Raw genomic sequence first — 15,789 nt, 5'->3', positions numbered from 1 at the left:
TCGGCCTTGAGGGGGTGGTGGTCCCTCGGCCTTGAGGGGGTGGCGGTCCGGCTTGTGGATAACTTCGGGGCTGTCGGTGGGGACCCCTATCGTGGAGGCAGTGGTCGAGGGACGACGTACGGGGGACAGGACGATGGGTGGGACGGGCGGTATCGCTGAGATGTCAGTGACGCAGAGCGAGGCGCTGGCCACGCTGCACCGGGTCTTCGGGTACGAGGCCTTCCGGGGCGAGCAGGAAGCGGTCATCGAGCACGTGGTCGCGGGCGGTGACTCCGTCGTGCTCATGCCGACCGGCGCCGGCAAGTCCCTGTGCTACCAGGTCCCGGCCCTGGTCCGGCCGGGCACGGGGATCGTCGTCTCCCCCCTCATCGCCCTGATGCAGGACCAGGTCGACGCGCTGCGGGCGCTGGGCGTGCGGGCCGGGTTCGTGAACTCCACGCAGGACTTCGACGAGCGTCGGGTGGTGGAGGCCGAGTTCCTCGCGGGCGAGCTGGACCTGCTGTACCTGGCGCCGGAGCGGCTGCGGCTGGAGAACACGCTCGATCTGCTCTCGCGCGGCAAGATCTCCGTGTTCGCGATCGACGAGGCGCACTGCGTCTCCCAGTGGGGCCACGACTTCCGGCCCGACTACCTGACACTGTCGCTGCTCGGCGAGCGCTGGCCGGACGTGCCGCGGATCGCCCTCACCGCGACGGCCACACGCGCCACGCACCAGGAGATCACCGAGCGGCTGAACATGCCGGCGGCCCGCCACTTCGTGGCGAGCTTCGACCGGCCCAACATCCAGTACCGGGTCGTGCCGAAGGCGGACCCCAAGAAGCAGCTGCTGAACTTCCTGCGCGAGGAGCACGCGGGCGACGCGGGCATCGTCTACTGCCTCTCGCGCAACTCCGTGGAGAAGACCGCCGAGTTCCTCAGCCGCAACGGCGTCGAGGCGGTGCCTTACCACGCGGGCCTGGACGCGGGCACCCGCGCGGCCCACCAGTCCCGCTTCCTGCGGGAGGACGGCCTGGTCGTGGTCGCGACCATCGCCTTCGGCATGGGCATCGACAAGCCGGACGTCCGCTTCGTCGCCCACCTCGACCTGCCCAAGTCGGTCGAGGGCTACTACCAGGAGACGGGCCGGGCCGGCCGTGACGGGCTGCCGTCGACGGCCTGGATGGCCTATGGGCTGAACGACGTCATACAGCAGCGCAAGCTGATCCAGTCCGGCGAGGGCGACGAGGCCTTCCGGCGGCGGGCCCAGGCCCACCTGGACTCGATGCTGGCGCTGTGCGAGACCGTCCAGTGCCGCCGGGGCCAGCTCCTCGCCTACTTCGGCCAGGACCCGGACCCGGCCGGCTGCGGCAACTGCGACACCTGCCTGACCCCGCCGGAGACCTGGGACGGCACGGTCGCGGCGCAGAAGGTGCTCTCGACGGTGGTGCGGCTGCAGCGCGAGCGCGGCCAGAAGTTCGGCGCCGTGCAGATCGTCGACATCCTGCTGGGGAAGCGGACCGGCAAGGTCATCCAGTTCGACCACGACCAGCTGTCGGTGTTCGGCATCGGCGAGGAGCTGGCCGAGGCCGAGTGGCGGGGCGTCATCCGGCAGCTGCTGGCCCAGGGGCTGCTCGCCGTGGAGGGCGAGTACGGCACGCTGGTGCTGACCGAGGGCAGCGGGACGGTGCTGCGGCGGGAGCAGGACGTGCCGCTGCGCAAGGAGCCGAAGAAGCCGGTGACCTCCCGGTCGGGGTCCTCGTCGGCCTCGGGCTCCGGACGGGGCAAGGGCAAGGCGGCCGCCGCCGAGCTGCCCGAGACGCTGGTGCCGGCCTTCGAGGCACTGCGCGCCTGGCGGGCCGAGCAGGCACGCGAACAGGGCGTCCCGGCCTACGTCATCTTCCACGACGCCACGCTGCGGGAGATCGCTATGGCCTGGCCGGCGTCGGTGGCCGAGCTCGGTGGGATCGGCGGGGTGGGCGAGAAGAAGCTCGCGACGTACGGGGAGGGCGTGCTGGAGGTGCTCGCGTCACTGGGCGGGCAGCCCGGCCCGGCCCCGGATCAGGCGCCCGACGGGACTCCGGCCCAGGGATCCGGCCGCGCTCCGGCCCAGGCGCCCGGCCCGCAGATGGACGGGCCGGACGACTGGCCCGAGATGACCGAGCCGGAACCCGACTGGATATGAGGCCGGGCTCCGGCCAGGTCACATAGCTCCGGGACAGGGCCCGGACCTGGCTCCGGGATACGGCCCGGTCACAGCGCCCGTGCCGCGTACGCCCTGACGTCCGCGTCGGAGTCCGTCGTCGCCGTGGCCAGGGCGGCGCGGGCCTCCTCGGAGGTGCGGTGCCGGGTCAGGGCCAGGACCGCGGCCTTGCGGACATCGGCGTTGGCGTCCGCGAGGGTCTTGGCGAGGGCGGGTACCGCCACCTCCGGGTCGGCGACGGACAGGGCTGTGGCCGCTCCGCCCCGTACCTGCCAGGCCGATTCCGCCAGGGCGGCCACGGCACGCGGGGTGAGGGGCGCCGGACAGCCGGTGGTGCCCAGTGCCCCGTAGGCCGCCGCACGCACCAGGGCGTCGGGGTCGTCGAGGAGATCGGTGAGGGCCGCTTCGATCGAGCCGGCGGCGGAATCGGAGTCGGCCGGAAGGGCACCGGACAGCCGCTCGGACCCCACGGTGGCCAGCCCCTTGGCGATCGCCACCCGGACCTCACGGGACGGGTCGGCGACCGCCGCGCGGGACAGTTCCTCGGCGGCGTCGACCGACACCAGCGCGCGTACGGCCTCGATCCGGACGGCGATGTCGGCATCGGTCACGGAGTCCGCGAACAGGGCGGCGTCCCCGAGGCGCAGGGCACGCAGGACGTCCAGCGCTGCGGCGCGGACCACCGGGTCGGGCTCGGCCAGGGCGGCGGCGAGGCCGTCGCGCAGATCGGGCTCGGGCGGGAGCGTCTCGACGAGCTCTCGCAGTGACGCGGCCGCGGCGGCCCGCACCTCGGCGGCGCTGTCGCGCAGGGCGGAGGCGAGGGCGCGGCCGGTTCCGGGCGGCAGCGTCTCGGTGAGGACGGCGACCGCCTCGCGCCGGACGGCGGGCGCGGGATCGGTCAGATACGGCTGAAGGGCGTCGAGTTCGGGCTCCTCGTCGGCCAGGGCGACCAGTTCGAGGAGACGGGCGGAGGACTGCTCGGGGGCGGGAGCGGGGGGCGAGGACGGTGCGGGCTGCTGCGGCTGCTCGGCCCCGGTTCCTCCCACCTGGGCGGCCACCGGTGCCACATCGCGTGGCCCCGCCATCGCCACGTCCTCGGCGTGGACCTCGCCGATGAGCCGGGACTCGCCTCCGACGGGGGTGAAGCCGTCGACCGGAACGAGATAGGGAGCCACGGGACGGGCCGTGAACTCCATCGCACCAGAGGGGGACTTGTGCAGATCGAGATGGTGGAACCAGGACGCGTCGTCACGCTGGGGGTGGTCGAGGCGGTCGTGGTAGAGGCCCCAGCGGGACTCCGTGCGGGCCAGGGAGGAACGGGCGGCCATCTCCGCGCAGTCGCGGATGAAGGTGACCTCCGCGCAGCGCATCAGTTCGTGCGCGGTGTTGGCGCCCATCTCGGCGATGTCGGCGTGCATCCGCTCGAACGCCTCCAGGGCGAGCGACAGCCGGGCACCGGACTTCGGCGGGGCCACGTAGTCGTTCACGAAGCGGCGCAGCTTGTACTCGACCTGGGGCTGCGGAGGGCCGTCGGGGTTGCGCAGCGGGCGGTAGATCAGCTCGTGCGCCTGACGGAGCTGCTCGGCAGGCAACTCCCCTTCGTAGGGGGCATACTGGGACGCGTCCGCGCCCGCGAGGTCGCCGTAGACGAACGCGCCGATCATGTAGTTGTGCGGCACGCAGGCCAGGTCGCCGGCCGCGTACAGCCGGGGCACGGTCGTACGGGCCTGGTCGTCCACCCGGACGCCGGAGGCGGAGTGGCCGCCGCACAGGCCGATCTCGGAGATGTGCATCTCGATGTCGTGGGTGCGGTAGTCGTGGCCGCGCCCGGAGTGGAAGGTGCCGCGGGTCGGGCGTTCGGTGGAGTGCAGGATCGACTCCAGGGCCGAGACCGACTCCTCGGGGAGGTGGCTGAGCTTCAGGTAGACCGGGCCCCGGTCGGAGGCGACCTCCGCGGCGAACTCGGCCATCATCTGGCCCGACCAGTAGTCGGAGTCGACGAAGCGTTCGCCGTGCCGGTTGACCTGGTAGCCGCCGAAGGGGTTGGCGACATACGCGCAGGCCGGGCCGTTGTAGTCCTTGATCAGCGGGTTGATCTGGAAGCACTCGATGCCGGTCAGCTCGGCGCCCGCGTGGTAGGCCATGGCGTAGCCGTCGCCCGCGTTGGTGGGGTTCTCGTAGGTGCCGTAGAGGTAGCCGGAGGCGGGCAGACCGAGGCGGCCGCAGGCGCCGGTCGCGAGGATCACCGCGCCCGCGCGGACCTGGACGAACTGCCCGGTGCGGGTGTTGAAGCCCGCCGCTCCGACGGCGCGTCCCTCGGCGGTGAGGACACGCACCGGCATCACCCGGTTCTCGATGCGGATCCGCTCCCGCATCTCGCGCCGCCGCAGCTGCCGGTAGAGGACCTTCTTGACGTCCTTGCCCTCCGGCATCGGCAGCACATAGGAGCCGGAGCGGTGGACCTGGCGGACCGCGTAGTCGCCGTGCTCGTCCTTCTCGAACTTCACGCCGTACGACTCCAGCCGCTGCACCATGCCGAAGCCGCGGGTGGCGGTCTGGCGGACGGTGGACTGGTCGACGATGCCGTCGTTGGCGCGGGTGATCTCGGCGACGTAGTCGTCCGGTTCGGCGCGGCCCGGGATGACCGCGTTGTTGACGCCGTCCATGCCCATGGCGAGCGCGCCGGAGTGGCGGACGTGGGCCTTCTCCAGCAGCAGCACGTTGGCGCCGTGCTCGGCGGCGGTCAGCGCGGCCATGGTGCCGGCGGTGCCGCCGCCGATGACGAGGACATCGCAGGTCAGTTCCTCGGCGTCGGCGAGGGACGGGACTGCCAGGGAGGTGTCCGCAGGGGGGTTCACGGAGGTGGTCACCGGGGTGCCTTTCACGTACCGAGCGAGGTGAGGACGTCGCGCCGCAGGGCCACGCGCGCCGGGTCGTCGTGCGCGCCCCGGTCGCGCGGGCGGGGCACGTCCCGTACGGCGACGAGGCCGCCCGCGCCGAGCAGGGCCACACGGTCGCCGAGGAAGAGCGCCTCGTCCACGTCATGGGTGACGAAGACGACGGTCGCGCCCGTGCCGTGCAGCACCTCCACCAGCAGGTCCTGCATGCCGGCCCGGGTCTGGGCGTCGAGCGCGCCGAACGGCTCGTCCATCAGGACGGCGCGGGGGCGTGCGGCCAGGGCGCGGGCCAGCTGGACGCGCTGGCGCTGCCCGCCGGATACCCGGTGCGGCAACTGCCGTGCCTGCGAGCCGAGTCCGACCCGCTCCAACCAGGCCTGGGCCTGCTCCCGGCGCTCGGCTCGGGACACGCGGCGGATGGCGAGGGGCAGTTCGACGTTGGCGCGCAGGGTGCGCCAGGGGAGCAGGGCGTCCTCCTGGAAGACCAGGGCGCGATCGGCAGCGGGGCCGGTCAGCGGGTGCCCGTCCTGGGTGATCTCCCCGGAGAGCGGCGACAGCAGCCCGGCCAGGGTGCGCAGGAGGGTCGACTTGCCGCAGCCGGACGGGCCGACGACGGTGAGGATCTCGCCGGGGGCGACGTCCAGGTCGACATCGTCCAGGGCGGGTGCGCCTGGGCGGCCGAGGGAGGCGCCCGACAGGGTGAGCCGGGTGCCGCGCACCGGCGTCGCGCTGCCGTCGGCCTCGGGCGAGGTGCCCCGGGCGGCCTCGGACGAGGTGTTCGGGACGGCCTTGGACGAGGTGTTCGGGACGGCCTTGGACGAGGTGTTCGGGACGGTGTCAGACGAGGTGCTCATCGCGTGCCTCCTCGGATGCGGGGCCACCGGAAACAGAGCCGCCGGATGCGGCGGCGGGTGCGGTCGGCGTGGGCTTCACGGCCCGGGCGGGCCGGGGCGGCCGGGCGCCGGGGACGTAGGCGGTGCGGGGCAGCCAGCGGGTGAGGCGGCGGCCCAGCAACTCCACGGCCGTGGAGGTGAGCCAGCCGAGCACGCCGATGGTGACCATGCCGACGAACACACCCGGGTAGTCGACGACGGTGTAGTCCTGCCAGGTGCGGTAGCCCACCCCGTACTGGCCGGAGATCATCTCGGCGGAGATCACACAGATCCAGGACACGCCGATGCCGACGGACAGCCCGCCGAACACGCCGGGCAGCGCGCCCGGCAGGACGACGGAGCCGAGAATCCGCCACCGGCCGCCTCCCATGGTGCGCACCGCCTCCTCCCACATGGGGGTCAGGGCGCGCACCGCGTGCCGGGTGGAGACCAGGACCGGGAAGAACGCGGCGGTGCAGGTGATGAAGACGATGCCCTGCTCGTTGGAGGGGAAGAGCAGGATCGCGACGGGGACGAGCGCGATGGCCGGGATCGGCCGGATCACCTCCAGCACCGGGCCGAGCAGGTCCTCGGCGAGGCGCGAGCGCGCCACGAGCACGCCCGTGGCGACGCCCAGGACGGCGGCCAGCAGAAAGCCCGTGAGGATCCGGGTGAGGCTGTCGGTGAGATCCGTCCAGTAGTCCGGCCCGGACAGCCGGGCGGCGAAGGCGCGGGCCACGTCGGTGACCGTCGGGAACTGCGAGAAGCGCAGCCACAGGTCGACGTTCAGGCTGGTCAGCGTCTGCCACAGGCCGAGGGCGACGGCCAGGGAGAACACGCGGAGCGCATAGCGCCTCACGACGCCCGCTCCAGAGCGTCGGCGTAGGAGACGACCCGCGCCCCGCCGTGGCCGGCGATGTAGGCCTGCGCGGTCTCGGGTGCGACGAAGGGCAGCAGCTTGTCGCCGTCGGCCACCCACACGGCCTTGTCGGCGAACCACAGGGTGCCGGTGGTGGTGTCGGGGACGTAGGCGGCGCGGAGATCGTCGCGGTGTCCGGCCACGTAATTCAGCAGCTGGGAGGGGGAGGTGAAGGTGACGGTCTTCGAGGCGCCCTTGGGCCAGGCCTCGCTCGCGGCCGGCGCGGGCTTCGTGGCGAGCCGCTTGGTGTACGCCCCCTGGCCGAGGGCCTTCTTCACGTACTGGTCGTCGACGAAGGAGTCGACGTCCACATCGCCGGTGAGTTTCGCCGACTTGAGGATCGAGACGTCCTTCTTCAGGGCGGAGACGAGCTGGGGCTTGATCGCCGGGTCGAAGGTGGCGATGCCGTGAGCGCCGTTGTAGAGGTAGACGACCTCGGCGGGCAGGCCGGTCGCCTTCGCGACCTTCTCGGCCGCGTCCACCGGGTGGTCGTTCAGATAGTCCGTCGCCTGCGCCTGCGCCTTCAGGAAGGCGTCCAGTACGGCGGGCCGCTCCTTGGCGAAGTCCTCGCGGGCGGTGACGCCGTGGAAGGTGGGCAGATTCAGCCGGGCCCCGTCGTACAGGGCCTTGGCCTTGCCCTGGTAGGCGAGCAGGCCTGGCCAGGCGACGAACTGGGACAGGGCGTCCGCGCTGCCCGCGGTGAGGGCCGAGGCGCCGACGGAGGGCTGCTGGTTGAGCTTCTCGATGTCGCTGTTCGCGTCGATGCCGGCGCGCTGCAGGGCCCGTACGAGGGTGCCGTCGGCGGCCGAGCCGACGCTCGTGGAGACCTTCTTGCCCTTGAGGTCCTTGAGGGTGGCGAGCTTGGAACCGGGCGCGGTGACGATGGTGTTGAGGCCGCCGCGGAGGTTGTAGCCGGTGACCGAGACCAGGCGGGTGGGGCTGCTCAGCTGCTTGCCGCGGGCGGCGTTGATGAGCAGCGGGAAGTCGCCCATCGAGCCGATGTCGATCTTCCCGGCGGTCATCTGGGCGGTGATGGGGGCGCCGGTGGCGTAGTCCTGCCAGTTCACCTTGTACGTGATGCCGTCATGGCGGGCGTTGAGCTGCTTCTCGAAGTAGCCGAAGGAGCGGAGCAGGGTGCCCGCCGTGACGGTGTTGATCGTCCTGGACTGGTAGCCGACGGTGACGGTGACCGTGGAGCCGCTGCCGGCCTCGGCGTCACCGCCGCAGGCGCTGAGCGGGAGCAGGAGGACGACGGCGGATACCGCGACTGCTGTGCGTTTCATGACGGTTGGGGCCTCTCACCGGAGCAGATAGGGCATGTTGACCGTGACGGCTCCGGTGGGGCATCGGGCCGCGCACGGACCGCAGTACCAGCACTCGTCGACATGCATGTACGCCTTGCCGTTGCTCTCGTCGATGGCGAGGGAGTCCAGCGGGCACATGTCCACACAGAGCGTGCAGCCGTCGATGCACTTCGACTCGTCGATGGTCACGGGCACGTCGGCCCGCTGGGGCACCAAGGGCATGGCTGTCTCCAGGAATCTGCGCGAGCGGTGTGGTCACCGAGACCGGTGCAGCAGGCCGCTCATGGTGATGCGGTCGCCGCGGAATCGGATGAACTCCAGGTCGACCGGGCGGCCGTCCGCGAGGTGGGTGAGGCGTTCCAGCATGAGAACGGCGGCGCCGCGCGGGGCCTCGAGCACGGCGGCCGAGTGGGTGTCCGCGCTGACCGCTTCCAGGGTGATCTCGGCGTGGCCGAGGGGCTGGCCGGTGACGGCCTCCAGGAGGCGGAAGACGTCGGTGTTCTCCAGGTCGGCGCCGAGCAGTTCGGTGCCGATGTCGAGCGGGATGTAGGTGAGGTCGAGGGACAGGGGGAGGCCGTTCAGACGGCGCAGGCGTTCGATGTAGAGGACGTCGGTGCCGGGCGCGAGGTGGAGGCGTTCGGCGACCGGCGCGGGCGCCGGGGCGGGGCCCATGGTGCGGACCTCGTTGGTGACCCGGCCGTGTTCGCGGAGGGTTTCCGCGAGGCCCATCAGGCGGTCGAGGCCGTGGGGGTACTTGTGGGCCACGACCACGGTGCCGACGCCGGGCCGGCGTTCCACGAGGCCCTCGGCCCGCAGCAGGTCGAGCGCCTCGCGGACCGTGTTGCGGCCGGCGCCGTAGTCGGCGGCGAGGGTCGACTCGTGGGGCAGGGTGCCGTCGGGGAAGGCGCCGGTGAGCGTCTGCTGGCGGAGCAGGTCCGCCAGTTGCCTGGCCCGGTCGGCGCGCAGCCGTCGCCGCGCGCGGTGGGCGGCGACGGTGGTCGCGGCTCCCGGTCCGGCGTGGTCTCGGCTGCGGTCGATGGGCATGGCTCGGACCATACCTATCCGGTAGGAAAAGTAGTGTTGCGGGAGTGTTGCGCCACCGGGAATGTGACCGGTTCGACGGTTGAGCTGCGGTTTCGGCGGGCCCGTGGGGAGATCTGCCACCACGGCCGCCGCCGCTCCAGGGCCGGATCCGCCCCCTTGGCTCCCGGCCGGTACGGCTACGACAGCGCCGTCAGGCCCGGGGCGAAGGCGATCAGCAGGGGCAGCAGCGGTACGAGCGCGGCCGTGGTGGTCGTCAGGGCCCGGTGGCTGCGGCCGAGGCGGGGCGGCGGTTCCAGGAGCCGGTCGACGCGTTCGCCCAGCAGCCGGTGGCTGGAGGCGCAGGACAGGACGCCGCGGTGCTGGTTGAGCTCGATCAGGGCCAGTGCGGTGGTCAGGTGGCCGCAGCGGCGGGAGGCGGTGTCGTCGGCGGCCAGTTCGACCAGGCGGTGGGTCTGGTCGCAGAAGTGGGCGAACAGAGGGATGCGCGGGAAGCCCGTGGCCAGGGCCGTGGACAGATGCAGCAGCCAGTCGTGGCGGGCGCGGGCGTGGCCGCGCTCATGGGTGAGGACGGCGTCGAGCTGGTGGCCGGTGAGACGGTGCAAGGCGCCCGTGGTGACGATCAGCTGGGACGGACTGCCGGGCATCCACCAGGCGTCGGGGTACTCGTCCTCCAGGACCAGCAGGGGACCGCGGGCGGCGGGCAGGCCGGCCGGCAGATCGGGGGCGCGTTCACGCAGATGGGCGCGGGCCTGGGCGCGGCGCCGGCGCGCCTCGACCAGTTCGCGCGCGAGCATCGCGGTCGTCCAGGCGGCGCCGCAGGCCAGCAGCAGGGTGAGGGTGGCGGCCCACGGCGGGGCGGTGGACAGGTCGTACGCCGCGGTCACGGCGGGCGGCGCCGGAGCGAAGAGCTGGGCGCGCACCGTGCCGAAGACGGCGGCCGCCCCCAGGGCGAGAGCCGTCACACAGCACAGCAGGACGGTGGCGACCAGGCACTGCCACACCCACAGCGCGACCACCGGTTCCCGCTCGGGCCAGGCGGACCGGGTCAGCGCCCGGGGCGCGGGCACGGCGGCCGTCACGGCGACAACGCTCAGCAGGAGCAGGCAGACGGTCATTGCCACGGGCTCCGGTTCCTGGTCGGAAGAGGGGCGGCTACGGGTCGTGCGGGGGAGAGCGGCTGCTGCGCGCACCGGTGCCACGGCCGACGTGCTCGCCGAACGGGCCGTGTACCGCGCGCGGGCGGACACACCGCCCGACGCCCAGTATGACGGGCCGGGCGGTGTGAGTCAGGAGTCGAACGCCATCGAAAGAGCCGGGAGGGGCGACTGTCGGCCAGACCCGCCCCTGCCGCGAGCGTTCACTCCGCTCGTGGTGTCACCCGCCCCGTCACCTCGCCGAGCCCCACGCGTACGCCGTCCGGCCCCGGGGCCCACGCCGAGAGGGTCACCACGTCGCCGTCCTCCAGGAACGTCCGCTTGCCGTCGGGGAGTTCGAGGGGGTCGCGGCCGTTCCAGGTCAGCTCCAGCAGGGAGCCGCGCTCCCGGTCCGCCGGGCCGCTCACCGTGCCCGAGCCGTACAGGTCGCCGGTGCGCAGACAGGCGCCGTTCACGGTCATGTGGGCGAGCTGCTGGGCGGCCGTCCAGTACATGGTGGAGAAGGGCGGCTCGGAGACGACGTGGCCGTTCACGGAGACGGTGATCCGCAGGTCGTAGCCGCCGGGTTCCTCGTCGCTGTCGTCGAGGTACGGCAGCAGCTCGTGCGTCCGGGCCGGCGGGGTCACCCGGGCGTCCTCCAGGGCGTCCAGCGGGGTGATCCAGGCCGACACCGAGGTGGCGAAGGACTTGCCGAGGAACGGGCCGAGGGGGACGTACTCCCAGGCCTGGACGTCGCGCGCGGACCAGTCGTTGAGAAGGCAGAGGCCGAAGACGTGCTCGCGGAAGGAGTCGAGGGACACCGGCTCGCCCATCCGGGACGGCGCGCCCACCACGAAGCCGACCTCCGCCTCGATGTCCAGGCGGACGGACGGGCCGAACACGGGAGCGGCGTCGGTGGGCGCCTTGCGCTGGCCGGAGGGGCGTACGACGTCCGTGCCGGAGACGACGACCGTGCCGGAGCGGCCGTGATAGCCGATCGGCAGATGCTTCCAGTTGGGGGTGAGGGAGTCCTCGGCGTCGGGGCGGAAGATCTGGCCGACGTTCCGGGCGTGGTTCTCCGAGGCGTAGAAGTCCACGTAGTCCGCGACCTCGAAGGGCAGGTGCAGGGTCACCGAGGACAGGGGATGGAACAGTGGTTCGACGGTCTCGCGGTGGGACGGCACGGTCACCCACGCGGTCAGCGCCCGGCGCACGTCCGACCAGGCCGTGCGCCCCGCGGCCAGCAGCGGGTTGAGGCTCGGCTGGGCCAGCAGGGCGGCGTACGGGGAGCCCAGCGCGTGGGCCGCGGCGCCGGCGTCCAGCACATGGTCGCCGAGCCGGACGCCCACGGACCGGTGGGACGAGCCGGGGAGGGAGAACACGCCGTACGGCAGATTGTGCGGGCCGAAGGGGTCACCCTCGGGGACATCGAAGGGGGGCATCGGGTGCTGCCTCGCTTTCGGGTGTGCCATGTCGTCGCCACGTGTTCGTGGTCGTGCCACACGTTACGGGTGGCACGCCGGTCGTGGGCAGAGTCCGAGGAGGCGGACGGGCGCGAACGGGGCAGGAGGGCGCGGGGCGACCGGACGGCGCGACTCCGGCGCGGCAAACGGGACACCTTATGCGTACGTGCCGGAAGTTATCCACAGGACGCGACGCAATCTTGACGGAGCGGTGCGAACGGGGCGACTCTGGGCGGGTGCCGGAAGGCCTCGGGGAGGGGGCGTTCCCATGGCACATCAGGGGGGCGGATGGCCGTAGGGGAGGCCGGTCCGGGCTCGGTACGGCGTGGTCCACAGCCGAAGCGGCTGGAAGAGGCCATGCGCGTCCGGCTCGGCCGGGAATGTGTGTATGTACCGTCGTGCCGTTTCGGGCTGTACGTGGCGCTGCGCCACTGGTGCCCGCCCGGCGGACGGGTGCTGATGTCGCCGGTCAACGACGACGTGATCTTCTTCGTCGTGCTCGCGGCCGGACTGCGTCCGGTGCAGGCGCCGTTGAACCCGCTGGACGCGTCCATCGACCTCGATGCCGTACCCGAGGAGACGTGGCGCTCGGTCTCGGCCGTGCTCACGACGAACCTGTACGGCAACCCGGACCCGGCGCCGCGTCTGCGGCAGAAGTGCGACGCGCTCGGGATCCCGCTGTTCGAGGACGGGGCGCACGCCATCGGCAGCAGGGTGGGGGACCGGCCGGTCGGGGCGTGGGGGGAGGCCTCCGCGTTCAGCCTGTCCAAGCATGTCGGCGCCAAGGCCGGAGGCATGCTCTCGCTCGCCGACCCGGGGCTGCGGGAGGCGGTGGAGAAGACCTGCGCGGGGCTGCTCGTCCCGCGCCGGGCGAGTTCCGAACTGGCTTACGCGGTCCGGCCGTTCGCGGAGGCGGCGGTGCGCGGGCTGCGGCTGCGGCGCGCCGCCTGGGCCGCGATCCGGCTGCTGGGTCTCGCGGACCGCGAGGAGATCCGGATGCCGCTGCGCCCGGACGAACTCGCCCGGGCCGAGCCCCGGGCGCCCGGCCTGGAGGCGCACCACTCCTGGGTGCGGGTCGACATGCACGACTACCGCCAGGAGCCCGGCGCGCTGCGGCTGCGGCGCATCGGGCACAAGCTGGACCGGCTCGACGACGTGCTCGACGCCTGCCGGGCGGGCACGGAGCTGCTGCTGTCCACGCCCTGGGCCAAGCCGCGCGACGCCTACGGCACCCAGCCGCTGTTCCGCGTCCCGCTGTTCGTGGCGGACCGGGACGCGGCGATCGCGGCACTGGCACAGCGGGGCATCGTCGTCGGCTACCTCTACGACCCGCCCCTGGACGACTACGCCGGGGCGGAGTTCACCGACCCCTCACCGGCCCCCGAGGCGGCCCGCTGGTTCGCGCGGCACGCGCTGCCCGTGGACCCGCTGCGGGCGCGGACGGCCGTCGAGGTGCTGGAGCGGTCCGGGGCACGACCGGTCGAAGCACCGGGGGAGTTGCCTGGGAGCAGGCCGACACCGGGAGGGCTGGGGTAGTCCCGTGGCTGAGATCCAGGTCCACGAGCCCGCCCCCACGCGCACCGACGGGGGCGGGCCGCAGCCTGCCGAGAACGAACACACGCACGACTCGCTGTTCAAGAACGCCTACTTCCTCATGCTCAGCACCGGCGTGTCCGCCGTACTGGGCCTGGGCTTCTGGCTGGTGGCCGCCCGCTACTACTCCGAGGAGGCCGTCGGCCAGGGCTCCGCCGCGATCGCCGCGATGCGGCTGCTCGCCAGCATCACGGCGACGACGATGATCGGGGCCGTCGTGCGCTTCGTCCCGCGCGCGGGACGGGAGACCGGGCGCCTGGTGTGGGGCACGTACGCGGCCAGTTCGCTGGTCGTGGCGCTCGCCGCCGCCGTCTTCCTGCTCACGCTGGACGCCTGGGGGGCCTCCTACGCGCCCCTGGGCACACCCATGGCGGGCGCGTTGTTCGTCGCCGCGTGCGTGGCCTGGGCGCTGCTCACCCTCCAGGACGGCGTGCTCACCGGACTGCGCAAGGCGGAGTGGGTACCGGCCGGGAACGCGGTGTTCTCGGTCGGGAAACTGGCCCTGCTCGCCGTCTTCGCCGGCACCCTGCCCGTCCTCGGCATCTTCGTCTCCTGGGCGGTGGCGATCGCCTTCTCCACCCTGCCGCTGGGCTGGCTGATCTTCCGCAAGCTCATCCCGGGCCAAGCGGCACACGACCGCGAGAAGGAGCCTCCCAAACTTCGCGACATGGGCCGCTTCCTGGCCGGGGACTCACTGGGCGCGCTGTTCAGCCTCGCCATGATCAACCTGTTGCCGGTGATGGTCGCGGTCCGCTTCAGCGCCGCGGAGAACGGCTACTTCTACGTGGCGTACACCGTCGGCGGCACGATGGAGTTCATGGCCATCAACATGGCCTCGTCCCTCACCGCGCACGCCTCGCACGACCCGCGCCAGCTCGCCGACGGCGTCCGGGGAGCCCTGCGGCGCATGACGCTGCTGCTGGTCCCGGTCGTGGCGGTGCTGGTCCTCTTCGCCCCGTACATCCTCACGCCCTTCAGCCCGGACTACGCCGAGCACGGCTCGACCGTGCTGCGGCTGCTCGCCCTCGGCGCGCTGCCGCGGGTTGTGGTGGAGCTGTACATCGGAGTGCTGCGCGTCCAGGGGCGCACGGGTGTGCTGGCCGCGCTCCAAGGCGCCATGTGCGTCCTGGTGCTGGGCAGCGCGGCCGTGCTGTTCACCCCGGCGGGGATCGCGGGCGCCGGCTGGGCGGTGCTGCTGAGCATGACGCTGATCGCCGTCGTCTCCTCGGTCGGGCTCCGCGCGGCACTGCGCCACAACGACAGCGCGCCCGTTGTCCGCCCGCCCGCCGACCCCTCCTACGGCACCCGCTGGGCCAAGCTCAACGCCACCGCCGGGTACGGCACGACCTGGGCCCGCCGGGCCGCGTACCAGCCTAAGGACGGTGACCAGGACACGGTGACGCTGTTCATCGGCCGGCCGGGGTACGAACGCGAGGCGCTGCAGGCGGACACACTGGCGTTGATCGTGCGGCCGGAGGGGCCGTCCCGGGAACCGGCGCACGAGCCCGGGGCGCCAGCGCACGACTCCGGAGAATCACCACACGACTCCGGGGCACCACCGCACGAGCCCCAAGACCGGCCCACCGGCCAGGAATCACAGGAACGGTGGCTCAGAGGCGCCCTCTGGAGCCTGCTCGGTGTCGCCGCCGTCTTCTTCCTGGCACCGCTGCGTGACCTGCCCTGGCTCGACGACGCCTCCGAAGCCGCACTGACCGGGCGTCAGCTGCTGGACGGGCTGCCGTTGCCCTCGCTCACCGCGGGGGGCCTGCTGCTCGTGGTGTTCGTCGCCGCCCTCACGCTGTGCACCCGGCGCGACCCGTGGCTGCCCGGCACGGCGCTGTACGCGGCCCTGCTCGCCCTGTACACCGCACCGGTCGCCCTCGGACGGGAACCGCGGCCGGTGGACGGGGCGTTGTACGAGAAGACGGCCGGCTTCCTCGCGGACACGCTCGGGCTCGACGGGCCCGAGCCGCTGCTGCGCTGGGCGCCGCCGGTCTGCCAGCTGCTGTGCCTCGTTCCGCTGTGGCTGCTGCTCGCGAGCGCGGGCGGGCGGCTGACGTGGCCGGGGCGCTGGGGGGTTCTGTATCTCGTCGCGGTCGGCGGCTGGGTGTGGCGCGAGGAGCTCGCACCCGTCGCGCCGCCCCTGCTCGCCGTCCTCGTCCTGCTTCTGCCGCTCACCCGCGCCGCGTCGGCGTGGACGCGCTCCCGCTCCAGATCCAACCGACCGGCCGACGGACCACCGAGCCGCCGGCCCAGCGACTGATCACGATCCAGCGCCGTACAGACACGATCCAGCGCCGAACAGACACGACCCAGCGCCGAACAGAGTCGAACAGAGCCGATTCGCCAGGGGGGAACCACCGTGCGTCCGCCAGCAACTCCACG

Annotated in this window: 11 protein-coding genes; 3 read left to right on the top strand and 8 right to left on the bottom strand. The window is 72.7% G+C overall.

Annotated features, from left to right (window positions below; genetic code table 11):
• The first annotated feature begins 133 nt into the window (after positions 1–133).
• Positions 134–2,161 (top strand): DNA helicase RecQ, encoded by a 2,028-nt coding sequence (gene recQ / locus NNW99_RS14780; protein WP_215119567.1) that lies wholly within the window; start codon positions 134–136, stop codon positions 2,159–2,161.
• Between the two features lie 68 nt (positions 2,162–2,229).
• Here the strand turns inward: recQ and NNW99_RS14775 are convergent, their stop codons facing one another.
• The 8 genes from NNW99_RS14775 to fahA all read right to left on the bottom strand — a co-directional run bounded on the left by NNW99_RS14775 (position 2,230) and on the right by fahA (position 11,790).
• Complete coding sequence (locus NNW99_RS14775) at positions 2,230–5,049, bottom strand: fumarate reductase/succinate dehydrogenase flavoprotein subunit (RefSeq protein WP_251057802.1); 2,820 nt, start codon at positions 5,047–5,049, stop codon at positions 2,230–2,232.
• 11 nt (positions 5,050–5,060) lie between these two features.
• Entirely contained in the window at positions 5,061–5,930 is an 870-nt protein-coding gene (locus NNW99_RS14770; protein WP_251057801.1) for an ABC transporter ATP-binding protein, read from the bottom strand.
• Positions 5,914–6,807, bottom strand: coding sequence for an ABC transporter permease (locus tag NNW99_RS14765; RefSeq protein ID WP_215119566.1), 894 nt, complete (start codon positions 6,805–6,807; stop codon positions 5,914–5,916). The genes NNW99_RS14770 and NNW99_RS14765 overlap by 17 nt, the downstream gene beginning before the upstream one ends.
• Positions 6,804–8,150 (bottom strand): ABC transporter substrate-binding protein, encoded by a 1,347-nt coding sequence (locus NNW99_RS14760; RefSeq protein ID WP_215119565.1) that lies wholly within the window; start codon positions 8,148–8,150, stop codon positions 6,804–6,806. The genes NNW99_RS14765 and NNW99_RS14760 overlap by 4 nt, the downstream gene beginning before the upstream one ends.
• Before the next feature lie 15 nt (positions 8,151–8,165).
• Positions 8,166–8,393 carry a ferredoxin family protein gene (locus NNW99_RS14755; RefSeq protein ID WP_030790138.1) on the bottom strand — a complete coding sequence of 76 codons (228 nt, stop codon included), beginning with the start codon at positions 8,391–8,393 and terminating at the stop codon, positions 8,166–8,168.
• A 33-nt stretch (positions 8,394–8,426) separates the two neighbouring features.
• On the bottom strand, positions 8,427–9,227 hold the full coding sequence (locus NNW99_RS14750; protein ID WP_370869137.1) for a GntR family transcriptional regulator: 801 nt from the start codon (positions 9,225–9,227) through the stop codon (positions 8,427–8,429).
• A gap of 164 nt (positions 9,228–9,391) precedes the next feature.
• A complete protein-coding gene (locus tag NNW99_RS14745; RefSeq protein WP_215124283.1) occupies positions 9,392–10,330 on the bottom strand; it encodes a M56 family metallopeptidase in 939 nt (312 codons plus the stop codon).
• Positions 10,331–10,572: 242 nt separating this feature from the next.
• Positions 10,573–11,790, bottom strand: a complete 1,218-nt coding sequence (gene fahA, locus NNW99_RS14740) for a fumarylacetoacetase (RefSeq protein ID WP_215119562.1) — start codon at positions 11,788–11,790, stop codon at positions 10,573–10,575.
• 309 nt (positions 11,791–12,099) lie between these two features.
• On the opposite strand from fahA, the gene NNW99_RS14735 reads away from it, so the two are divergent.
• Both NNW99_RS14735 and NNW99_RS14730 read left to right on the top strand, forming a co-directional pair.
• Positions 12,100–13,347 carry a DegT/DnrJ/EryC1/StrS family aminotransferase gene (locus NNW99_RS14735; RefSeq protein ID WP_215119560.1) on the top strand — a complete coding sequence of 416 codons (1,248 nt, stop codon included), beginning with the start codon at positions 12,100–12,102 and terminating at the stop codon, positions 13,345–13,347.
• Positions 13,348–13,465: 118 nt separating this feature from the next.
• The gene (locus NNW99_RS14730) at positions 13,466–15,667 is read left to right on the top strand and encodes a lipopolysaccharide biosynthesis protein (RefSeq protein WP_251058097.1); all 2,202 of its coding nucleotides are present in this window, start codon (positions 13,466–13,468) and stop codon (positions 15,665–15,667) included.
• The last annotated feature ends 122 nt before the right edge of the window (positions 15,668–15,789 follow it).

It is taken from the genome of Streptomyces sp. CRCS-T-1, assembly GCF_024442335.1.
Classification (GTDB): Bacteria; Actinomycetota; Actinomycetes; order Streptomycetales; family Streptomycetaceae; genus Streptomyces; species Streptomyces koelreuteriae.
This window is presented reverse-complemented; position numbering and strand designations above follow the sequence as displayed.